The sequence below is a fragment of the Pseudomonas sp. R4-15 genome, assembly GCF_055768815.1.
In genome coordinates this window covers 3,181,055-3,201,214 of record NZ_CM147293.1, presented here as the reverse complement: position 1 = coordinate 3,201,214, position 20,160 = coordinate 3,181,055, and the positions used below count along the sequence as shown (strand labels likewise).

The window sequence follows — 20,160 nt, the reverse complement described above, 5'->3', positions numbered from 1 at the left end:
TTGCGGGCCGTTGCGCCACGGGTGACTTCTTTTTCCCAAGCCACTAGAATGCATGCCCTTGATTATGGGGCCGCATGGGCGGCAAACGTCTGAAACCGAGGAAAATCCATGCAAGTTTCTGTTGAAAATACTTCTGCTCTCGAGCGCCGCATGACCATCGGCGTGCCCGCCGAGCGTATCGAGACCGAAGTAGACAAGCGTCTTCAGCAGACCGCCCGCCGTGCCAAGATCCCTGGCTTCCGTCCCGGCAAAGTGCCGATGAGCGTGATCCGCCAGCGTTACGAGGCGTCTGCCCGTCAGGAAGTGCTGGGCGATCTGATCCAGGCTACCTTCTATGAGGCCGTGGTCGAGCAGAAGCTGAATCCGGCAGGCGCTCCTTCCGTCGAACCGAAAGTGTTCGAGAAGGGCAAGGATCTGGAGTACGTCGCTACCTTCGAAATCTTCCCCGAGTTCGAAGTGGCCGGCCTGGAGGCCATCGAGGTCGAGCGTCCGCAGGCTGATGTGGCCGATAGCGACGTCGACAACATGCTGGATATCCTGCGCAAGCAGAACACTCGCTTCGAAGCCGTCGAGCGTGCCGCCGAGAATGGCGACCAGCTGAACATCGACTTCATTGGCAAACTCGATGGTGAAGCCTTCGCTGGGGGCTCCGCCCAGGGCACCGACCTGGTGCTGGGTTCCGGCCGCATGATCCCGGGTTTCGAAGATGCCCTGGTGGGTGTCGTCGCTGGTGAAGAGCGTGTGATCAACCCGACCTTCCCCGAGGACTACCAGAACCTCGATCTGGCCGGCAAGACCGCCGAGTTCACCGTCAAGGTCAACAGTGTTTCCGCCCCGGTGCTGCCGGAGCTGGACGACGCCTTCTTCGCCCAGTTCGGCGTGACCGAAGGTGGCCTGGAAGGCTTCCGTGCCGAGGTTCGCAAGAATATGGAGCGTGAACTGCGCCAGGCGACCAAGACCAAGGTGAAGAACCAGGTGATGGACGGTCTGCTGCAGGCCAACCCGATCGAAGTGCCCAAGGCGCTCATCACCAATGAAATCGGTCGTCTGCGTCAGCAGGCCGTGCAGCAGTTCGGTGGCAACTTCCCGGCCGACCAACTGCCGGCTGAACTGTTCGAAGAGCAGGCCAAGCGTCGCGTCTCCCTGGGCCTGATCATCGCCGAGATGGTCAAGCAGTTCGAGCTCAAGCCCGATGAAGCCCGCGTGCGTGAGCTGATCGAAGAGATGGCCTCGGCCTACCAGGAGCCTCAGCAGGTCGTCTCCTGGTACTTCAAGAACGAAGAGCAACTGGGTGAAGTCCGCTCGGTTGTGCTGGAAGAGCAAGTTGTAGATACTGTTCTGGCAAAGGCCAAGGTCACCGACAAGTCGGTCTCCTACGAAGAAGCTGTCAAGCCCGTGGAAGCGCCGCAAGCCGCCTGATACTTCCCGCGTATCCAGCACAAACCATAAGCCAGCCTTCGCGCTGGCTTATGCGTCTTCATGACCCGATCATCTAGGGAGCGATCACAGGACATGTCCCGCAACTACTCGATGCAAATGCCTGAAATCCAAGCGGCCGGTGGCCTGGTGCCCATGGTGGTGGAGCAGTCCGCCCGTGGTGAGCGCGCCTACGACATCTATTCCCGCCTGCTCAAGGAACGCGTCATCTTCCTGGTCGGCCAGGTCGAGGATTACATGGCCAACCTGGTGGTGGCTCAGCTGCTGTTCCTGGAAGCCGAGAACCCCGACAAGGACATTCACCTCTACATCAACTCCCCGGGCGGCTCGGTGACCGCCGGCATGTCGATCTACGACACCATGCAGTTCATCAAGCCGGACGTCTCCACCATCTGCATCGGTCAGGCGTGCTCCATGGGTGCCTTGCTGCTGGCTGGCGGTGCCGCTGGCAAACGCTACTGCCTGCCGCACTCGCGGATGATGATCCACCAGCCGCTGGGCGGTTTCCAGGGTCAGGCTTCGGACATCGAGATCCACGCCCGCGAGATCCTCACCATCCGCGAGCGCCTGAACAAGGTGCTGGCCGAGCACACCAAGCAGCCGCTTGAAGTGATCGCCCGTGACACCGACCGTGACAACTTCATGAGCGGTGATCAGGCCGTCGAGTACGGTTTGATCGACCAGGTGCTCAAGCACCGCCAGATGGTCAGCTGATCCTTCCTCCTTCGCGGCCGGGGCTTCCGGCCGCGCCCCTCGGGCTTGAAAATGCCCGCGATTGGCCTCATCTTTGTTTTCGTGCATACCCGGATTGGATTGATCGAATGACTGATACCCGCAATGGCGAGGACAACGGCAAGCTGCTTTATTGCTCCTTCTGCGGCAAGAGCCAGCACGAAGTGCGCAAGCTCATCGCCGGGCCCTCGGTGTTCATCTGCGACGAATGCGTCGACCTGTGCAACGACATCATCCGTGAGGAGGTGCAAGAGGCACAGGCGGAGAGCAGCGGCCACAAGCTGCCGGCCCCCCGCGAGATCAGTGCGATCCTCGATCAGTACGTGATCGGCCAGGAGCGCGCCAAGAAAGTGCTCGCGGTCGCCGTCTACAACCATTACAAGCGCCTCAATCAGCGCGAGCGCAAGGAAGACGTCGAGCTCGGCAAGAGCAACATCCTCCTCATCGGCCCGACCGGTTCGGGCAAGACGCTGCTCGCCGAGACCTTGGCGCGTTTGCTCAACGTACCCTTCACCATCGCCGACGCCACCACGCTCACCGAAGCGGGCTACGTGGGTGAGGACGTCGAGAACATCATTCAGAAGCTGCTGCAGAAGTGCGACTACGACGTCGACAAGGCGCAGATGGGCATCGTCTACATCGACGAGATCGACAAGATCTCGCGCAAGTCGGACAACCCGTCGATCACCCGCGACGTATCTGGCGAGGGCGTGCAGCAGGCACTGCTCAAGCTGATCGAAGGGACCGTGGCTTCGGTGCCTCCGCAAGGTGGTCGCAAGCATCCCCAGCAGGAATTCCTGCAGGTGGACACGCGCAACATCCTGTTCATCTGTGGCGGCGCTTTCGCCGGCATCGAGAAAGTCATCCAGAACCGTTCGACCAAGGGCGGCATCGGTTTCAACGCCGAGGTCCGCAGCAAGGAACTGGACAAGAAGATCGGTGAATCCCTGCGCGAGATCGAGCCGGACGACCTGGTCAAGTTCGGCCTGATTCCCGAGTTCGTCGGTCGCCTGCCGGTGATCGCGACCCTGGAAGAGCTCGACGAGGCTGCGCTGGTGCAGATTCTCACCGAGCCGAAGAACGCGCTCACCAAGCAGTACGGTCGTCTCTTCGAGATGGAGGGCGTGGACCTCGAGTTCCGTCCCGACGCGCTCAAGGCGGTTGCCCAGCGCGCTCTGGAGCGCAAGACCGGTGCCCGTGGCCTGCGTTCGATCCTCGAAGGGGTGCTGCTCGATACCATGTACGAGATCCCCTCGCAGAGCGACGTCAGCAAGGTGGTGATCGACGAGAGTGTGATCGAGGGCAGTTCCAAGCCCCTGCTCATCTATGAGAGCAGCGAGCCGCCGGCAAAGGCGGCCCCCGAGGCTTAAGTCACCTGCAAGGGGCCTTCGGGCCCCTTCGTCATTCCTACCGGCTTGTAATTTGCCGGGCCTGACCTCATCTTAGGTCCAAGGCGCGACTTCTGGTCGCGAGACCCATGGGCCGTCGTAGAGCGTACTTTATGAAGACAACCATCGAATTGCCCCTTTTGCCGCTGCGCGACGTCGTGGTCTATCCGCATATGGTCATCCCGCTGTTCGTCGGTCGGGAAAAGTCCATTGAGGCGCTGGAGTCGGCCATGGCCGGCGACAAGCAGATCCTCCTGGTGGCTCAGCGCAATCCCGCCGACGACGACCCGGGCGAGGAGGCGCTGTATCGCGTCGGTACCGTCGCCACGGTACTGCAGTTGCTCAAGTTGCCTGATGGCACCGTCAAGGTCCTGGTCGAGGGCGAGCAGCGTGGCTCCATCGAACGTTTCATCGAGGCGGAAGGGCACGTCCGTGCGTTGGTCGAGATGGTCGAAGAAGACGCCACCGCCAGCCGCGAGTCCGAGGTGTTCAGTCGCAGCCTGATGAGCCAGTTCGAGCAGTACGTGCAGTTGGGCAAGAAGGTCCCTGCCGAGGTGCTGTCCTCGCTCAACGGGATCGAAGAGCCGTCGCGCCTGGTCGACACCATGGCCGCACACATGGCGCTGAAGATCGAGCAGAAGCAGGAAATCCTCGAGATCACCGAGCTTGCCGCGCGCGTTGAGCACGTGCTGGCCCTGCTGGATGCCGAGATCGATCTGTTGCAGGTCGAGAAGCGTATCCGTGGACGGGTCAAGAAGCAGATGGAGCGCAGCCAGCGCGAGTACTATCTGAACGAACAGATGAAGGCGATCCAGAAGGAACTCGGCGATATCGACGAGGGCCACAACGAGATCGACGAGCTGCGCAAGCGTATCGATAACGCCGGACTGACCAAGGAGGCACTGGCCAAGGCCAATGCCGAGCTGAACAAGCTCAAGCAGATGTCGCCGATGTCCGCCGAGGCGACCGTCGTGCGTTCCTACATCGATTGGCTGACCAACGTGCCTTGGAAGGCGCAGAGCAAGGTGCGCCTGGATCTGGCCAAGGCCGAGGACATCCTGGATGCCGACCACTACGGTCTCGAAGAGGTCAAGGAACGCATCCTCGAGTACTTGGCCGTGCAGAAGCGCGTGAAGAAGCTCAAGGGCCCGGTGCTCTGCCTGGTCGGCCCGCCCGGCGTCGGCAAGACCTCCCTGGCCGAATCCATCGCCCGCTCCACTAATCGCAAGTTCGTGCGCATGGCGTTGGGCGGCGTGCGCGATGAGGCCGAGATTCGCGGTCACCGGCGCACCTACATCGGCTCCATGCCGGGTCGCCTGATCCAGAAGATGACCAAGGTCGGGGTGCGAAACCCGCTGTTCCTGCTCGACGAGATCGACAAGATGGGCAGTGACATGCGTGGCGACCCGGCTTCCGCACTGCTGGAGGTGCTCGATCCCGAGCAGAACCACAACTTCAACGACCATTACCTGGAGGTCGATTACGACCTCTCCGACGTGATGTTCCTGTGCACCGCCAACTCGATGAACATCCCGCCGGCGCTGCTCGACCGCATGGAGGTCATCCGTCTGCCGGGCTACACCGAGGACGAGAAGGTCAACATTGCGGTGAAGTATCTGGCACCCAAGCAGACCGTTGCCAACGGCTTGAAGAAGGGTGAACTGGAGCTGGAGGAAGCCAGCATCCGCGACATCATTCGTTACTACACTCGCGAGGCGGGTGTGCGCAGCCTCGAACGGCAGATTGCCAAGATCTGCCGGCGCGTCGTGAAGGAGCATGCCCACGAGAAGCGCTTCCAGGTCAGCATCGCTCCAGAGGCGCTCGAGCACTACCTTGGTGTGCGCAAGTTCCGCTATGGGCTTGCCGAACAGCAGGACCAGATCGGTCAGGTCACCGGGCTTGCCTGGACCCAGGTGGGGGGTGAATTACTGACCATCGAGGCGGCCGTGGTGCCCGGTAAGGGGCGTCTGACCAAGACCGGTTCCTTGGGCGATGTGATGGGTGAGTCGATCACCGCGGCGCTGACGGTTGTCCGCAGTCGTGCCCGTAGTTTGGGTATTTCGCCGGAGTTCCACGAAAAGACCGACCTGCACATCCACATGCCCGAGGGCGCCACGCCGAAGGATGGCCCCAGTGCCGGCATCGGCATGTGCACTGCGCTGGTCTCCGCGCTGACGCAAATTCCGGTGCGTGCCGACGTGGCCATGACGGGTGAAATCACCCTGCGTGGACAGGTTCTGGCGATCGGCGGCCTGAAGGAAAAGCTGCTGGCGGCACACCGCGGCGGCATCAAGACGGTGCTCATTCCGGACGAGAACGTACGCGACCTTCGCGACATTCCCGAGAACATTAAGGCCGACCTGCAGATCAAGCCTGTCAAATGGATTGACGAGGTCCTGCAAATTGCGCTGCAATACGCGCCGGAGCCCTTGCCTGACGCGGCTCCTGAGATAGTTGGAAAAGAAGAGAAGCGCGATTCCGACAATAAGGAGCGAGTCAGCACCCATTGAGCCAGGCGGCTTCCTTGACACTTTTTTCGAGCCCTTGATATAAAGCGGGCCTTGTGTCGGTAGGCCACCCAGCACCGCTTCGCTTACACCGAATTCATAGAAACGATCTGAATAGAAATAAGGGGACTAGAGTGAACAAATCGGAACTGATCGATGCCATTGCCGCATCCGCTGATATCCCGAAAGCTGTTGCTGGCCGCGCACTGGATGCAGTGATCGACTCCGTTACCGGCGCTCTCAAAGCCGGTGACTCCGTGGTGCTGGTGGGCTTTGGCACGTTCGCCGTCAAGGAGCGCGCTGCTCGTACCGGCCGCAACCCGCAGACCGGCAAGCCGATCTCCATCGAAGCAGCCAAGATCCCCGGTTTCAAAGCCGGTAAAGCCCTGAAGGACGCTGTCAACTAAGCGTCTCCGAGGCTGTCTCCCGGGCGTCGTAAGGCGCCTGTCGAGACGGAGCGCTGGTTCACGCTAGCCAGGTCGTGATGTCTACGGATCACGGCCTCTTGCTCCAGTCACATCAGGAAGGCGCATCCAGTGGATGCGCCTTTCTTTTATCCGCTACCAACCCATGCCGCGAGGCCGGGCCTTTTTGCCGGTCCCACTGGGGGAAGAATGCTGCAGAACATCAGGGACAAATCTCAGGGCTGGATTGCCAAGGCGATCATCGGCGTCATCGTCCTGTTGCTGGCGCTCACTGGCTTCGATGCCATCATCCGTGCGACCAGTCATGCTCAGAGTGCCGCCGAAGTCAACGGCGAGGAGATCACCCAGAACGAACTCGGTCAGGCCGTCGAGATGCAACGCCGGCAGCTACTGCAACAGCTCGGGCCGAACTTCGACGCCAGCAAGCTCGACGACAACCTGCTGCGTGATAGTGCTCTGCGCGGGCTGATCGAGCGTCGCCTGCTGTTGCAGGACGCACGCGAGGGCGGTCTCTCGCTGTCCGAAGCGACACTCGATCAGATCATCGTCAATACGCCGGAATTTCAGCAGGATGGCAAATTCAGCACCGAGCGCTTCGACCAGGTGATTCGCCAGATGGGTTACGGTCGCCTGCAGTTCCGCCAGATGCTGCGTGATGAGCTGCTGATCGGCCAGTTGCGCGCCGGTATCGCCGGCAGCGCGTTCGTCAGCGAGCCGCAGGTCCGTGCTTTCGCCGAGCTGGAGCGCCAGACGCGCGACTTCGCTACCCTCAAGATCGCCGCCGACACCTCGGCCGTGAACGTCAGCGATGACGAGGTGAAGGCGCACTACGAAGAACACAAAGCGGAGTTCATGACGCCGGAGCAGGTCGTCGTCAACTACCTGGAGCTGAAGAAGTCCGCGTTGTTCGACAAGGCGACCGCCAGCAATGAGCAACTGCAGGCGCTCTACCAGCAAGAGGTCGGTAACCTCGCCGAGCAGCGTCGCGCCGCGCACATCCTGGTGGAGGTCAATGACAAGACCAGCGATGAGCAGGCCAAGGCCAAGATCGAGTCGATCAAGAAGCGTCTGGACGCTGGCGAGGACTTCGCGACCCTGGCCAAGGAAAACTCCGATGACCCGGGCTCCGCGCGTCAGGGCGGTGACCTGGGCTTCGCCGGCCGCGGGGTCTACGAGCAACCCTTCGAGGATGCGCTGTATGCATTGGACAAGGGTCAGGTTTCCGAGCCGGTGAAAACAAGCTATGGCTGGCACTTGATCAAACTGCTGGACGTGCAGGCGCCGGAGGTTCCGACGTTCGAGAGCCTGCGCAGCAAGCTCGAGCAGGAGGTGAAGTCGCAGCAGGTCGAGCAGCTCTTCGTCGAGCAGACCAAGCAACTGGAAGACTCGGCTTACGAGGCCTCCGATCTGAGCCAGCCGGCCCAGGACCTGGGCCTGCAGGTGCAGACCAGCGAGCCCTTCGGGCGTAGCGGCGGTGCAGGCTTGGCGGCCAATCCCAGGGTCGTCGAGGCTGCCTTCAGCCAGGAAGTGCTCGAGGACGGCGCCAACAGCACTGCCATCGAGCTGGATCCCGACACGATCGTCGTGCTGCGCGTGAAAGAGCATCGCCAGCCGGAGCAGATGCCGCTGGAGTCCGTCGCCACGCAGATCCGTGAACATCTCGTCGGAACCCGCGCCGCGGAGCAGGCGAGTGCAGAAGGCGAGCGTCTGCTGGCCAGCCTCAAGGATGCTTCCACGCCGAACGCCGAGGCGGCCAAGGGACGTCATTGGGAGCCCGTGGAAGCGGCATCGCGCAATCAGGAGGGTGTCGACCCGCAGGTGTTGCAGGAGGTATTCCGCATGCCTCATCCGGCAGCCGGCGACAAGCCAGCGTATGCAGGGGTTGCGCTGTCCAGCGGCGACTATGTGCTGATTCGCCTGAACGGCGTAGGTCAGCCGCAGCAGGCGCTGACCGATGAGGAGTTGAGCAACTACCGTCGCTTCCTCTCCTCGCGTGCCGGGCAGGAGGCCTTCGAAGCCTACCGTCGCGAGTTGCAGGCCAAAGCGGACATCGAGCGTTACTGATTCCGCCCTGGGTATCGAAGAGGCCGCTGCATTTCGCAGCGGCCTTTTTCGTTCTAGTGCCCCAAGGCAAGCCCAGGACACAGGCAAAAAAAACCGCTGCTTGAGCAGCGGTTCTTTCAGTCCGGGTCAGTGGAGAATCACTCCTCCATCGGCCCCATGGCGGTGGTGTTGAAGCCGCCGTCGACGTAGAGGATCTCACCGCTGATGCCCGAAGCCAGGTCCGAGCAGAGGAAGGCGCCAGCGTTGCCGACTTCGTCGATGGTGACGTTGCGACGCAGCGGGGTCTGACGCTCGTTGGCCGCGAGCATCTTGCGGAAGCTGGCGATACCGCTGGCGGCCAGGGTGCGGATGGGGCCTGCGGAGATGGCGTTGACACGGGTGCCTTCCGGGCCGAGGCTGCCGGCCAGGTAGCGTACGCCGGCTTCCAGGCTGGCCTTGGCCATGCCCATCACGTTGTAGTTCGGCATGGTGCGCTCGGCGCCCAGGTAGGAGAGCGTGAGCAGGCTGCCGTTGCGGCCTTTCATCATTTCGCGACCGGCCTTGGCCAGGGCGACGAAGCTGTAGGCGCTGATATCGTGGGCGATCTTGAAGCCTTCGCGGGTGGTGACTTCGGTGAAGTCGCCGTTGAGCTGGTCACCGGGAGCGAAGCCGACCGAATGGACGATGATGTCCAGCCCGTCCCACTTCTTGCCCAGCTCCTCGAACACCTTGGCGATGTCCTCGTCGTTGGCGACGTCGCAGGGGAAGCACAGTTCGGCGTTCGAGCCCCAGCCGGCGGCGAATTCCTCGACACGGCCCTTGAGCTTTTCGTTCTGGTAGGTGAAGGCCAGCTCGGCGCCCTCGCGGTGCATGGCCGCGGCGATACCCGATGCGATGGACAGTTTGCTGGCGACGCCGACGATCAGTACGCGCTTACCGGCGAGAAAACCCATGTGATTCATCCTCTTCAATGTTGGTCGGCGGTCGCCGGGGCCAGGAACGCGGCCTCCAGCAACTGCCGGGTATAGGGGTGTTGCGGTTTGGCGAAAATCGCCTGCGCATCACCCTGTTCCACGACGCGTCCTTCCTTGACCACCATCAACTGGTGGCTCAATGCCCTGACCACCGCCAGATCGTGGCTGATGAACAGGTAGGTCAGGTCATGCTTGGCCTGCAGCGTACGCAGCAGGTCAACCACCTGACGCTGGACCGTACGGTCCAGTGCCGAGGTGGGTTCGTCGAGCAGGATCAGCGCCGGCTTGAGCACCAGGGCTCGAGCAATGGCAATGCGCTGACGCTGCCCGCCGGAAAACTCATGGGGATAACGATGCCGCGTCTGCGGATCGAGTCCCACTTCCTCCAGTGCGGCGATGATCGCACGTTCCTGCTCCTCGGCGTTGCCAATGCCGTGGATGCCCAGGCCTTCGCCGACGATCTGGCCCACCGACATGCGTGGGCTCAGGCTGCCGTACGGGTCCTGGAAGACCACCTGCATCTGCCGTCGCAGAGGCCTTACCTGCTTCTGCGACAGCGCCTGGATCGGCTGCCCCTGGAAGCGGATTTCCCCGCGACTGGCGAGCAAGCGAAGCAGCGCCAGGCCCAGGGTCGATTTACCGGAACCGCTCTCACCGACGATGCCCAGGGTTTGCCCCCTGGGCAGCGCGAAGTCTATGCCATCCACCGCCTTGACGTGATCCACGGTGCGTCGCAGCAGGCCCTTGCGGATCGGAAACCAGACGCGCAGGTCATTGGCTTCCAGTAGCGGTGCGTTCTCCGCGACCGGCAATGGCTCGCCGCGGGGATCGGCCGCGAGCAGTTCGCAGGTGTACGGATGCTGCGGATGGGCGAAGATTTCCTCGCACGACCCTTGTTCGACGATGGTTCCGCGCTGCATGACACATACCCGATGGGCAATGCGCCGAACCAGGTTCAGATCATGACTGATCAGCAGCAGCGACATGCCCAGGCGCGCCTGCAGATCGCGCAGCAGGTCGAGGATCTTCAGCTGCACCGTGACGTCCAGCGCCGTGGTGGGCTCGTCGGCGATCAACAGTTCCGGCTCGTTGGCCAAGGCCATGGCGATCATCACCCGCTGCCGCTGGCCACCGGAGAGCTCGTGGGGATAAGCCTTCAGGCGGCGTTCGGGATTGGTGATGCCGACCAGTTCGAGCAATTCGAGGATGCGCGCGGTGGCGGCCTTGCCGCTCAGGCCCTTGTGCAGCGCCAGTACCTCGCCGATCTGCTTGCCGATGCTGTGCAGCGGGTTGAGCGAGGTCATGGGTTCCTGGAACACCATGGCGATGCGGTTGCCGCGGATGCCGCGCAGGCGTCGTTCTGGCAGTTGCAACAGGTCATCGCCCGCGTAGCGGATGCTGCCGGCCGGGTGGCTGGCCATGGGGTAGGGCAGCAGGCGCAGGATCGAATGGGCGGTAACCGACTTGCCCGAGCCGCTTTCGCCGACCAGGGCCAGGGTTTCGCCCTTGCGGATGTCGAAGCTGACATGCTCGACGACGCGCAGGGCTTGCTCGGCCTGGCTGAATTCCACCGCCAGGTCGCGGACTTCGATCAGGTTCTCGTTGGACATCTCACTTCCTCGGATCGAAGGCATCGCGGGCGGCCTCGCCGATGAATACCAGCAGACTGAGCATCACGGCCAGGACGGCGAAGGCGCTGATGCCCAGCCAGGGCGCCTGCAGGTTCTCCTTGCCCTGGGCGACCAGCTCGCCCAGCGACGGTGAGCCGGCGGGCAGGCCGAAGCCGAGGAAATCCAGGGCCGTCAGCGTGCCGATGGCGCCGGTGAGGATGAACGGCAGGAAGGTCATGGTCGAGACCATGGCGTTGGGCAGGATGTGGCGGAACATCAGCGTGCGGTCCGCCATGCCCAGGGCACGCGCGGCGCGCACGTACTCCAGGTTGCGGCCGCGGAGGAATTCGGCTCGCACCACATCCACCAGGCTCATCCAGGAGAACAGCAGCATCAGCCCCAGCAGCCACCAGAAATTCGGCTGCACGAAGCTCGCCAGGATGATCAGCAGGTAGAGCACCGGCAGGCCCGACCAGATCTCCAGGAAGCGTTGGCCGATGAGGTCGACCCAACCCCCGTAGTAGCCCTGCAGCGCGCCGGCAATGACGCCGACGATGGAGCTGGCGATGGTCAGGGTCAGGGCGAACAGGACCGAGATGCGGAAGCCGTAGATGATCCGCGCCAGCACGTCGCGCGCCTGGTCATCGGTGCCCAGCCAGTTCTCCGTCGACGGCGGCGCCGGTGCCGGCACCGTCAGGTCGTAGTTGATGGTGTCGTAGCTATAGGGAATCGGTGCCCAGATCATGCGACCGTTTCCGGCCTCGACCAGCTCGCGCAGGTAGGGGCTCTTGTAGTTGGGTTCCAGCGGGAATTCCCCGCCGAACTCGGTCTCGGCATAGCGCTTGAAGGCCGGGAAGTACCAGTGGCCTTCGTACTGCAAGGCCAGGGGCTTGTCGTTGGCGATCAGCTCGGCGCCCAGGCTGGCGACGAACAGCACGAGGAACAGCCACAGCGACCACCAGCCACGGCGATTGGCCTTGAAGCGCTCGAAGCGGCGACGGTTGAGAGGGGACAGGTGCATGCGTTCAGTGTCCCCGGCTTTCGAAGTCGATGCGCGGGTCCACCAGGGTATAGGTGAGGTCGCCGATCAGCTTGACCAGCAATCCGAGCAGGGTGAACAGGAAGAGCGTGCCGAAGACCACCGGATAGTCGCGGTTCATCGCCGACTCGAAGCTGAGCAGGCCCAAGCCGTCGAGGGAGAAGATCACCTCGATGAGCAATGAGCCGGTGAAGAACATGCCGATGAAGGCCGCCGGAAAGCCGGCGATGATCAACAACATGGCGTTACGGAACACGTGACCGTAGAGCACCCGCCGTTCGGTCAGCCCCTTGGCGCGGGCGGTGATCACGTACTGCTTGCCGATTTCGTCGAGGAAGCTGTTCTTGGTCAGTAGCGTCAGCGTGGCGAAGTTGCCGATCACCAGCGCCGTGACCGGCAGCGCCAAGTGCCAGAAATAGTCGAGGATCTTGCCGCCCAGGCTCAGTTGCTCGAAGTCGTTGGAGGTCAGCCCACGTAGCGGGAACCAACTGAAATAGCTGCCGCCAGCGAACAGCACGATCAGCAGGATGGCGAAGAGGAACGCCGGAATGGCATAGCCGACGATGATCGCCGAACTGGTCCAGACGTCGAAGGCGCTGCCGTGCCGCCGGGCCTTGGCGATGCCCAGGGGAATCGATACCAGGTACATGATCAGCGTGCTCCACAAACCCAGTGACACGGAGACCGGCATCTTCTCCAGGATCAGGTCGGTGACCTTGGCGTCGCGGAAGAAACTCTCGCCGAAATCGAAGTGTGCGTAGTTCTTCAACATGATCCAGAAGCGCTCCGGCGCCGACTTGTCGAAGCCGTACATCTTCTTGATCTCTTCGATCAGATCCGGGTCCAGGCCCTGCGCGCCTCGATAGTTGCCGCCGCGGGCGACCTCGCTGCCACCGCCGGAAATGCGTCCCGTGGCGCCCCCCGCGGCGGCGTCGAAGCCCTCCAGACGGGCGATGGTCTGCTCCACCGGTCCACCGGGAGCGGCCTGGATGATGATGAAGTTGATCAGCAGGATGCCGAGCAGGGTCGGGACGATCAGCAGCAGGCGCCGCAGGATGTAGGCGAGCATCTAGGGGGCGTCCTGTTCGTCGGGGTCGGTCGCCGGAGGCTCGGCGGGCGCATCCGGGCGCACCCACCAGGTCATCAGGCCGATGTCGTATTTGGGTGCCACTTGGGGATGGCCGAAGCGATTCCAGTAGGCGACGCGGAAGGTGTCGATGTAGTAGTTCGGCACCACGTAATGGCCCCATAGTAGCGCGCGATCCAGCGCCCTGGCGTGGTTCACCAGGGACTCGCGGGAGTCAGCCGCCACCAGGCCCTCGACCAGCGCATCGACGGCCGGGTCCTTGAGACCGATGAAGTTGCGGCTGCCGGGATTGTCGGCGCTCGCCGAATGCCAGTACTCGATCTGCTCGTTGCCCGGCGAGGAGGATTGCGGCCAGACCGCCGAGGTCATGTCGAAGTCCCGCGAACGCATCCGGTTGATGTATTGGGAAACGTCGACCCGGCGAATCTGCATGTCGATGCCCAGCTCGGCCAGGTTGCGCTTGAAGGGCAGCAGCACGCGCTCCAGATTGGCCTGGGCCAACAGGAACTCGAAGCTCAGCGGCTGGCCGTCGGGCCCGACCATGCGGTCGTTCTCGATGTGGAATCCGGCCTCCATGAGCAACTGGTAGGCCTTGCGCTTCTGCTCGCGAATGATGCCGCTGGCGTCGCTCACCGGCGGGGCGAAGGGGTGCTCGAAGACCTCCGCCGGCAGTTGGTCACGCAGCGGTTCGAGGATCTTCAGTTCGGCCTCGCTGGGCATGCCCCGAGCGGCCATCTCGGAGTTCTCGAAATAGCTGCGATTGCGCTTGTAGGCGCCATAGAAGAGTTGCTTGTTGGTCCATTCGAAGTCGAACAGCTGGGCGATCGCCTCGCGCACCCGGCGATCCTGGAAGATGGGGCGGCGGATGTTGAAGACGTAGCCTTGCATGCCCACCGAGTTGGCGTTGGGGATCTCTTCCTTGACGATGTCGCCGGCGTCGAGGGCCGGGCTCTGGTAGCCGGTCGCCCAGTCCTTGGCGGAGTACTCGAGGTTGAAGTCGAACTGCCCGGCCTTGAAGGCCTGCAGCGCAACCGACATGTCACGGTAGTAGTCCACCACGACCGCGTCGAAGTTGTATTGGCCACGGTTTACCGGCAGGTCCTTGCCCCACCAGTCCTTGACCCGCTCGTAGCGAATGCTGCGTCCGGCGTTGAAGCGGGCGATGCGGTAGGGGCCGCTGCCCAGCGGTGGCTCCAGGCTGGTGTGGGAGAAGTCGCGCTCGGCCCACCAGTGCTTGGGCAGTACCGTGAGCTGGCCGAGAATCAGCGGTAGCTCGCGGTTGCCAGGGTGCTTGAAGTCGAAGCGGATGCTGCGAGGACCCTCGACCACCGCGGCAGCGACGTCGCCATAGTAGTGGCGATACATCGGATCGCCTTTTTCCATGAGGATTTCGAAGCTGAACTTCACGTCCTCGGCGGTCACCGGCGTGCCGTCGTTGAAGCGAGCCTCGGGACGCAGGACGAAGCGGACGTAGCTATTGTCCTTGGGGCGCTCGATACTCTGCGCGAGCAGACCGTATTCGGTGAAGGGTTCGTCCGGGGAATGGTAGGTGAGGGTGTCGTAAATCAGCCCAAGGCGGTCGGCGGCGTTGCCCTTGGAGATGAAGGCGTTGAAGCTGTCGAAACCACCCAGCCCGGACAGGCGCAGCGTGCCGCCCTTGGGCGCGTCCGGGTTGACGAAGTCGAAGTGCTGGAAGTTCGCCGGGTAGCGGGGCGGCTCGCCGTACAGCGTGAGCGCGGGCTGGGGGGCGGCGAAAGCGGCCTGGGTGGCGAGCAGCAGGCCGCAAAGAGCCGACAGGGCGCGGCGCGAAGAGGTCATCGGGCATTCTCCATCGGTTTTCGCCACCAACTGCGCAGGCCCAGGGTGTAGGGCGGCACGCTATGGAAGGCCAGGCTGTTGCGGTACGCCAGGCGGTGGTGGTCGATGTACCAGTTGGGTATCACGTAGTGGCTCCAGAGCAGCACGCGATCCAGCGCGCGTGCGGCGGCAATCTGTTCGTCACGAGTCTGCGCCGCCAGCAGTTTCTCCAGCAAGCCGTCTACCACGGGGCTCGAGACGCCGGCGTAGTTCTTCCCGCCGGGAACTGCGGCCTGGCTGGAGTGGAAATACAGCCATTGCTCGAAGCCCGGGCTCAGGCTCTGCGGGAGGGTCAGCAGCAGCATGTCGTAGTCGAAGCGGTCCAGGCGCTGCTTGTATTGGGCGCGATCGACGGTACGCATCTGCGCTTGGATACCGATACGCGAGAGATTCTCCCGGTAGGGTTGCAGAATCCGCTCCAGGCTAGGGTTCACCAGCAGGATCTCGAAGCCCAGCGGGCGCCCATTGGCATCCTGCAACTGGCCGTTGCGATAGCTGTAGCCGGCCTCACCGAGCAGTTTGAGCGCCTTGCGCAGGGTTTCCCGCGGTATGCCGCGACCGTCGGTGGTGGGCAGCTGGAACGGTTGGCTGAACAGTTCGGCAGGCAGTTGATCGCGGTAGGGCGAGAGCAGCAGCCACTCGGCACCGGCAGGAATGCCCTGGGCGGCGAAATCGCTGTTGGGGTAGTAGCTGTCGGTGCGCTTGTAGGCACTGTTGAACAGCGCACGGTTGGTCCACTCGAAATCGAACAGCATGCCGAGCGCCTCGCGTACGCGAGGATCGCCGAAGGGCCCGTGACGACTGTTCATGAACAGCGCCTGTGTCGGTACCGGCATGCGGTGGGGAATTTCAGCCCGGATGATGTCGCCTCGCTCCACCGCGGCGAAACGGTATCCGGTGGCCCAGTTCTTTGCCTGATGCTCGTCGTAGAGGTCGAATTCACCGGCCTTGAACGCTTCGAAGGCCACGCGTGAATCCCGGTAGAAGTCGAATTCCAGGCGGTCGAAATTGTATTTTCCCCGGTTGACCGGCAAATCCTTGCCCCACCAGTCACGCACGCGCTCGAACACCAGGCGCCGGCCCGGCTCGATCTCCGTGATGCGGTAGGGACCGCTGCCCAGGGGCGCTTCGAAGGTCGTGGCGGCAAAGTCACGTGATTGCCAGTAATGCTGCGGCAGCACCGGCAGCTCGCCCAGGTGCAGGATGTCCAGGCTGCTGGCGTTGTCGCGCAGTATGAAGCGCACGCGCCGCGGCCCGAGTATGTCGACGCGCTCGACCTGCTGCAGGGCGGGGCGATACTGCGGATGGCCCTTGCGCAGCAGTGTGCGGTAGCTGAAGGCGACATCGTAGGCGGTGATCGGTACGCCGTCGTGGAAGCGCGCTTCCTCGCGCAGGTTGAACACCACCCAGCTGCGGTCTTCGGCATATTCGATGCTGCGCGCGACCAGGCCGTAGGCCGAGGCGGGCTCGTCTCCCGAGGGGTCGAAGATGCCGGTACCGACCATCAGCGGTGCGTTCAGCTCGCCGGGACCGTAGTCGAGAAAGCCCGCCGTGGCGCTGGGCGCAGTGCCTTTGAGGACGTAGGGATTGAGGGTGTCGAAGGTGCCACTGCCCATGGCATGCAGCACCCCGCCCTTGGGCGCGTCAGGATTGACCCAGTCGAAATGGCTGAAGCTGGCTGGATACTTGAGCAGGCCGAACTGCGCGTAGCCGTGGCTCTCGATGATCGCAGCGGTGGCCGGTTCCCCCAGCGCGAGGCTCAACAGCAAGAGGGAAGGCAGGCGCATCAGGCGATGGATCCGGTCCAGAGTCGGTGCGAGGGCGATGGGCCGGTACAGTAACAGCTTGGACTGCCTGGAAAAAGCACCGCCCCACCGGGACGGCACCACAGAAGGCTTCCGACGATCAGCTAGCGTTCCACGTAGAGCGTCAGGTTCTGACCGACCTTGAGGGCGTTATCCGCCAGTCCGTTCCACCGCTTGAGGTCCTTGACGCTGACCCGGTAGCGGCGCGCGATGTCCCACAGGTTGTCGCCGTTACGTACGCGATAGCGCTGACTGCTGTTGGCCAGCTTGCCCAGTTGAGATTTTTCATCGCCGCTCACCGCCAGTTCGCCCGGCAGCGGCAGGGTCAGCAATTGGCCCACCGACAGGCGATTGCTACGTAGTTTGTTGCTGCTCTTGATCTCGTCGACGGTCAGGCGGTAACGGCGGGCGATGGTATACAGGCTGTCGCCGGAGCGAACCTGGTATTCCTGCCATTTGAGGAAGTCATCCGGGCTGAGCGCGGCGAGACTTTGCGCCAGTTGCTCGGCTTTGTCCGCCGGCACCAGCAATTGCTGCGGGCCATCCAGGGTGATGCCACGCTTGAACGCGGGGTTGAGCTGCAGCAGCTCGTTTTCGTCGAGGTCGGCCAGCTTGGCCAGGCGCGACAGGCGCATGCGCCGGTCGACCTCGACGGTCTGGAAGTAGGGCTCGTTGGCGATCGGCGCGAGGTTCACGCCATACGCGTCCGGGGACATCACCACTTCCGACAGCGCCAACAGCTTGGGCACGTAGTCCTGGGTCTCCTGGGGCAGGCCGAGGTTCCAGTAGTCGGTGGGCAGACCGAGCTTCTCGTTGCGCTCGATGGCACGGCTGACGGTGCCTTCGCCGGCGTTGTAGGCCGCCAGGGCGAGCAGCCAGTCGCCATTGAACATGTCGTGTAGGCGCGTCAGGTAGTTCAGCGCCGCGTTGGTCGAGGCGGCGACGTCGCTGCGGCCGTCGTACCAGCTGTTCTGCGCGAGATTGAAGTGACGGCCGGTGGAGGGGATGAACTGCCAGAGGCCCACGGCCTGTGCGGGCGAGTAGGCGAGCGGGTTGTAGGCGCTCTCGATCATCGGCAGCAGCGCCAGCTCCAGCGGCATGCCGCGTTCTTCCAGGCACTCGACGATGTAGTGGATGTACGGTGTGCCGCGCACGGCGGCGTTCTGCAGGAAGTCGGGATTGCCGGCGAACCACAGTCGTTGCTGGCGAATACGCGGGTTGTCTTCCAGAGCGTCCTGCAGCGCGAAGCCTTCACGCATGCGTTCCCAGACATCCTGCGCCACGAGCGGCGACGGGTTGCTCTGGCCGAACCACTCCACCGGACGCTCGAGGGAGCTGGAGGAGGGGACGTAGGCGGGCGCCGTTTTGCTGGGCGCGTGATCGAGGCCCGCACAGCCGGCGAGCGCCAGGGCAAGGCTCAGCGCGGAGGCACGGAACAGTCTGGATGCTCGAGCGTCGTCGGCATCGGGCGAGGCTGGCGGCATGGGCGACCGGGAGTAGTCTGGCGAAAAGTCGGGGGATTCTAGGGAGCCGCTTCCCGACAGGTCAAGCCTAACGGCCGGTCAGTGATGTCTCAGGGGCAGGCCGTCACACCCCGCTTCGCTTGGCGCGGCGGGGGGTGAAGGCTCAGGACGGTTCTCAGAAATGATTTTTCCATTCACGCAAGGCGGCGAACACCTCCAGCGGGGTAGCCTCGGCGAGATTGGCCTGGCGCATGGCGGCACATTGCACGGCGGGTTCCTGGCAGCGCAGGAAGGGGTTGCTGGCGCGTTCCTGGGCGAGGGTCGAGGGCAGGCTGATGCGTCCTTCGCTGCGCCACTGCTCGACCTCCGCCAGGCGGGCGGCGATGCCAGGGTTGTCCGGCTCCACGGCGTGCGCGAAGCGCAAGTTGGACAGGGTGTATTCGTGCGCGCAGTAGACCCGGGTCGTGTCCGGCAACTGCGCCAGGCGCTCCAGGGAATGCTGCATCTGCGCCGGGGTTCCCTCGAACAGGCGACCGCAGCCAGCGGCGAACAGGGTGTCACCGCAGAACAGCGCACCGGGTTGCCCGGGCAGGTAGTAGGCGATGTGGCCCAGGGTATGGCCGGGTACTTCGAGCACCTGCAGGCGTTCGCCGAGCAGCTCGATCCAGCGTTGGTCCTCCAGCGCTTCGTCGAGCGCCGGGATGCTTTCCCGGGCCGGGCCCCAAACCCGCGCCTGGTGGGCCCCCTTGAGCTCGGCAACGCCGCCGACGTGGTCGGCGTGGTGATGGGTGACCAGGATGTCGGTCAGGGACCACTGCGGATGTTCGGCAAGCCAGCGCTGCACGGGCGCCGCGTCACCGGGGTCTACCACCGCGCAGCGGTGCTGGTCCGTGTCCTGCAACAACCAGATATAGTTGTCACTGAAGGCAGGCAAGGCTTCGATTCGCAGCATCACGGTATCCTTATTCGTCTATTGTCGTTGCACGGCCCTATGGTAGGCCAAGCATCCGGTTCAGCTCCATGAGGAGGTCCCATGCAACCCATCGCAAGCCAACCGGCGAAGGAGCCGGACGATAGCCGCTCACAAGAGGCGCGGGCCTGGTTCGACGGGCCGCTCGGGCAACAGTTGCTCGGCGAGGAGCGGCGCTTGCTGGCCGACGAACTGGCGCGCTTCTTCGGCGGCTTCCTGGTGCATTACGGTCCGCCTGGCGAGCTGCCGGCGCAGCGACCGCAGATCCAGCGCTGCGTCAGCCTGGGGCCGGCGCTGCCGGGAGTGGAAATCGTTTGCGAGGAACATTGCTGGCCGCTTGGCGAGCATGCCGCCGACGTGGTGTTGCTGCAGCATGCACTGGACTTCTCGCGCTCACCCCACGCACTGCTGCGCGAGGCCGCGCGCAGTGTGCGGCCCGGTGGACATCTGCTGATCGTCGGCTTCAACCCCTGGAGTACCTGGGGTGCGCGCAGTTTGTTGGCCAGCGACGGACTCGGCCAGGTGCGCGGCATCGGCCCGGCACGGGCCACGGACTGGATGAACCTGCTGGGCTTCGCGCTGGAGAAACGCCGCCTCGGGTGCTATCGTCCGCCGCTTTCTTCGCTGACCTGGCAGCGCCGACTGGCGCGCATGGAGCCCTGGGGCGAGCGCTGGCAACTGCCCGGCGCCGGCTGCTACCTGCTGGTGGCGCGCAAGCTGGTGGTGGGCTTGCGGCCGCTGCCCAAGACCGAGCGCGCACGCATGGGCAAGCTGTTGCCGATGCCGGTGGCCAAGGTCAGCCGACGTGACTCCGAGCAGTGAG

Annotated in this window: 15 protein-coding genes; 7 read left to right on the top strand and 8 right to left on the bottom strand. The window is 63.5% G+C overall.

Features of this window, described 5'->3' with window-relative positions; genetic code table 11:
- Positions 1-108: 108 nt before the first annotated feature.
- From tig to ACYRGX_RS15225, 6 genes are all read left to right on the top strand, one after another.
- Entirely contained in the window at positions 109-1,419 is a 1,311-nt protein-coding gene (tig, locus tag ACYRGX_RS15250) for a trigger factor (RefSeq protein WP_473053309.1), read from the top strand.
- Positions 1,420-1,512: 93 nt separating this feature from the next.
- Positions 1,513-2,151: an ATP-dependent Clp endopeptidase proteolytic subunit ClpP gene (gene clpP / locus ACYRGX_RS15245; RefSeq protein ID WP_473053308.1), complete on the top strand. Its 639-nt coding sequence runs from the start codon at positions 1,513-1,515 to the stop codon at positions 2,149-2,151.
- A gap of 107 nt (positions 2,152-2,258) precedes the next feature.
- Entirely contained in the window at positions 2,259-3,539 is a 1,281-nt protein-coding gene (clpX, locus tag ACYRGX_RS15240; protein WP_473053307.1) for an ATP-dependent Clp protease ATP-binding subunit ClpX, read from the top strand.
- A gap of 131 nt (positions 3,540-3,670) precedes the next feature.
- A complete protein-coding gene (lon, locus tag ACYRGX_RS15235) occupies positions 3,671-6,067 on the top strand; it encodes an endopeptidase La (protein WP_473053306.1) in 2,397 nt (798 codons plus the stop codon).
- A 131-nt stretch (positions 6,068-6,198) separates the two neighbouring features.
- Entirely contained in the window at positions 6,199-6,471 is a 273-nt protein-coding gene (gene hupB / locus ACYRGX_RS15230) for a nucleoid-associated protein HU-beta (RefSeq protein WP_473053305.1), read from the top strand.
- Between the two features lie 207 nt (positions 6,472-6,678).
- On the top strand, positions 6,679-8,553 hold the full coding sequence (locus tag ACYRGX_RS15225) for a SurA N-terminal domain-containing protein (RefSeq protein WP_473053304.1): 1,875 nt from the start codon (positions 6,679-6,681) through the stop codon (positions 8,551-8,553).
- Positions 8,554-8,690: 137 nt separating this feature from the next.
- On the opposite strand, the gene fabI is transcribed toward ACYRGX_RS15225, so the two are convergent.
- The 8 genes from fabI to gloB form a co-directional block, all read right to left on the bottom strand.
- Positions 8,691-9,485 (bottom strand): enoyl-ACP reductase FabI, encoded by a 795-nt coding sequence (gene fabI, locus ACYRGX_RS15220; RefSeq protein WP_473053303.1) that lies wholly within the window; start codon positions 9,483-9,485, stop codon positions 8,691-8,693.
- A 14-nt stretch (positions 9,486-9,499) separates the two neighbouring features.
- Entirely contained in the window at positions 9,500-11,116 is a 1,617-nt protein-coding gene (locus tag ACYRGX_RS15215; RefSeq protein WP_473053302.1) for an ABC transporter ATP-binding protein, read from the bottom strand.
- A gap of 1 nt (position 11,117) precedes the next feature.
- Positions 11,118-12,137, bottom strand: coding sequence for an ABC transporter permease (locus ACYRGX_RS15210; protein ID WP_473053301.1), 1,020 nt, complete (start codon positions 12,135-12,137; stop codon positions 11,118-11,120).
- 4 nt (positions 12,138-12,141) lie between these two features.
- The gene (locus tag ACYRGX_RS15205; RefSeq protein ID WP_473053300.1) at positions 12,142-13,224 is read right to left on the bottom strand and encodes a microcin C ABC transporter permease YejB; all 1,083 of its coding nucleotides are present in this window, start codon (positions 13,222-13,224) and stop codon (positions 12,142-12,144) included.
- Positions 13,225-15,060 (bottom strand): extracellular solute-binding protein, encoded by a 1,836-nt coding sequence (locus ACYRGX_RS15200; protein WP_473053299.1) that lies wholly within the window; start codon positions 15,058-15,060, stop codon positions 13,225-13,227.
- Positions 15,057-16,886, bottom strand: a complete 1,830-nt coding sequence (locus ACYRGX_RS15195) for an extracellular solute-binding protein (protein WP_473053298.1) — start codon at positions 16,884-16,886, stop codon at positions 15,057-15,059. Before ACYRGX_RS15195 ends, ACYRGX_RS15200 begins: the two co-directional genes overlap by 4 nt.
- A 122-nt stretch (positions 16,887-17,008) precedes the next feature.
- The gene (locus ACYRGX_RS15190) at positions 17,009-18,388 is read right to left on the bottom strand and encodes a LysM peptidoglycan-binding domain-containing protein (RefSeq protein ID WP_473053297.1); all 1,380 of its coding nucleotides are present in this window, start codon (positions 18,386-18,388) and stop codon (positions 17,009-17,011) included.
- A 154-nt stretch (positions 18,389-18,542) separates the two neighbouring features.
- A complete protein-coding gene (gene gloB / locus ACYRGX_RS15185) occupies positions 18,543-19,319 on the bottom strand; it encodes a hydroxyacylglutathione hydrolase (protein WP_473053296.1) in 777 nt (258 codons plus the stop codon).
- An 81-nt stretch (positions 19,320-19,400) separates the two neighbouring features.
- Between gloB and ACYRGX_RS15180 the strand changes: the two genes are divergently transcribed.
- Positions 19,401-20,159: a class I SAM-dependent methyltransferase gene (locus ACYRGX_RS15180; protein ID WP_473053295.1), complete on the top strand. Its 759-nt coding sequence runs from the start codon at positions 19,401-19,403 to the stop codon at positions 20,157-20,159.
- Position 20,160: the final 1 nt, after the last annotated feature.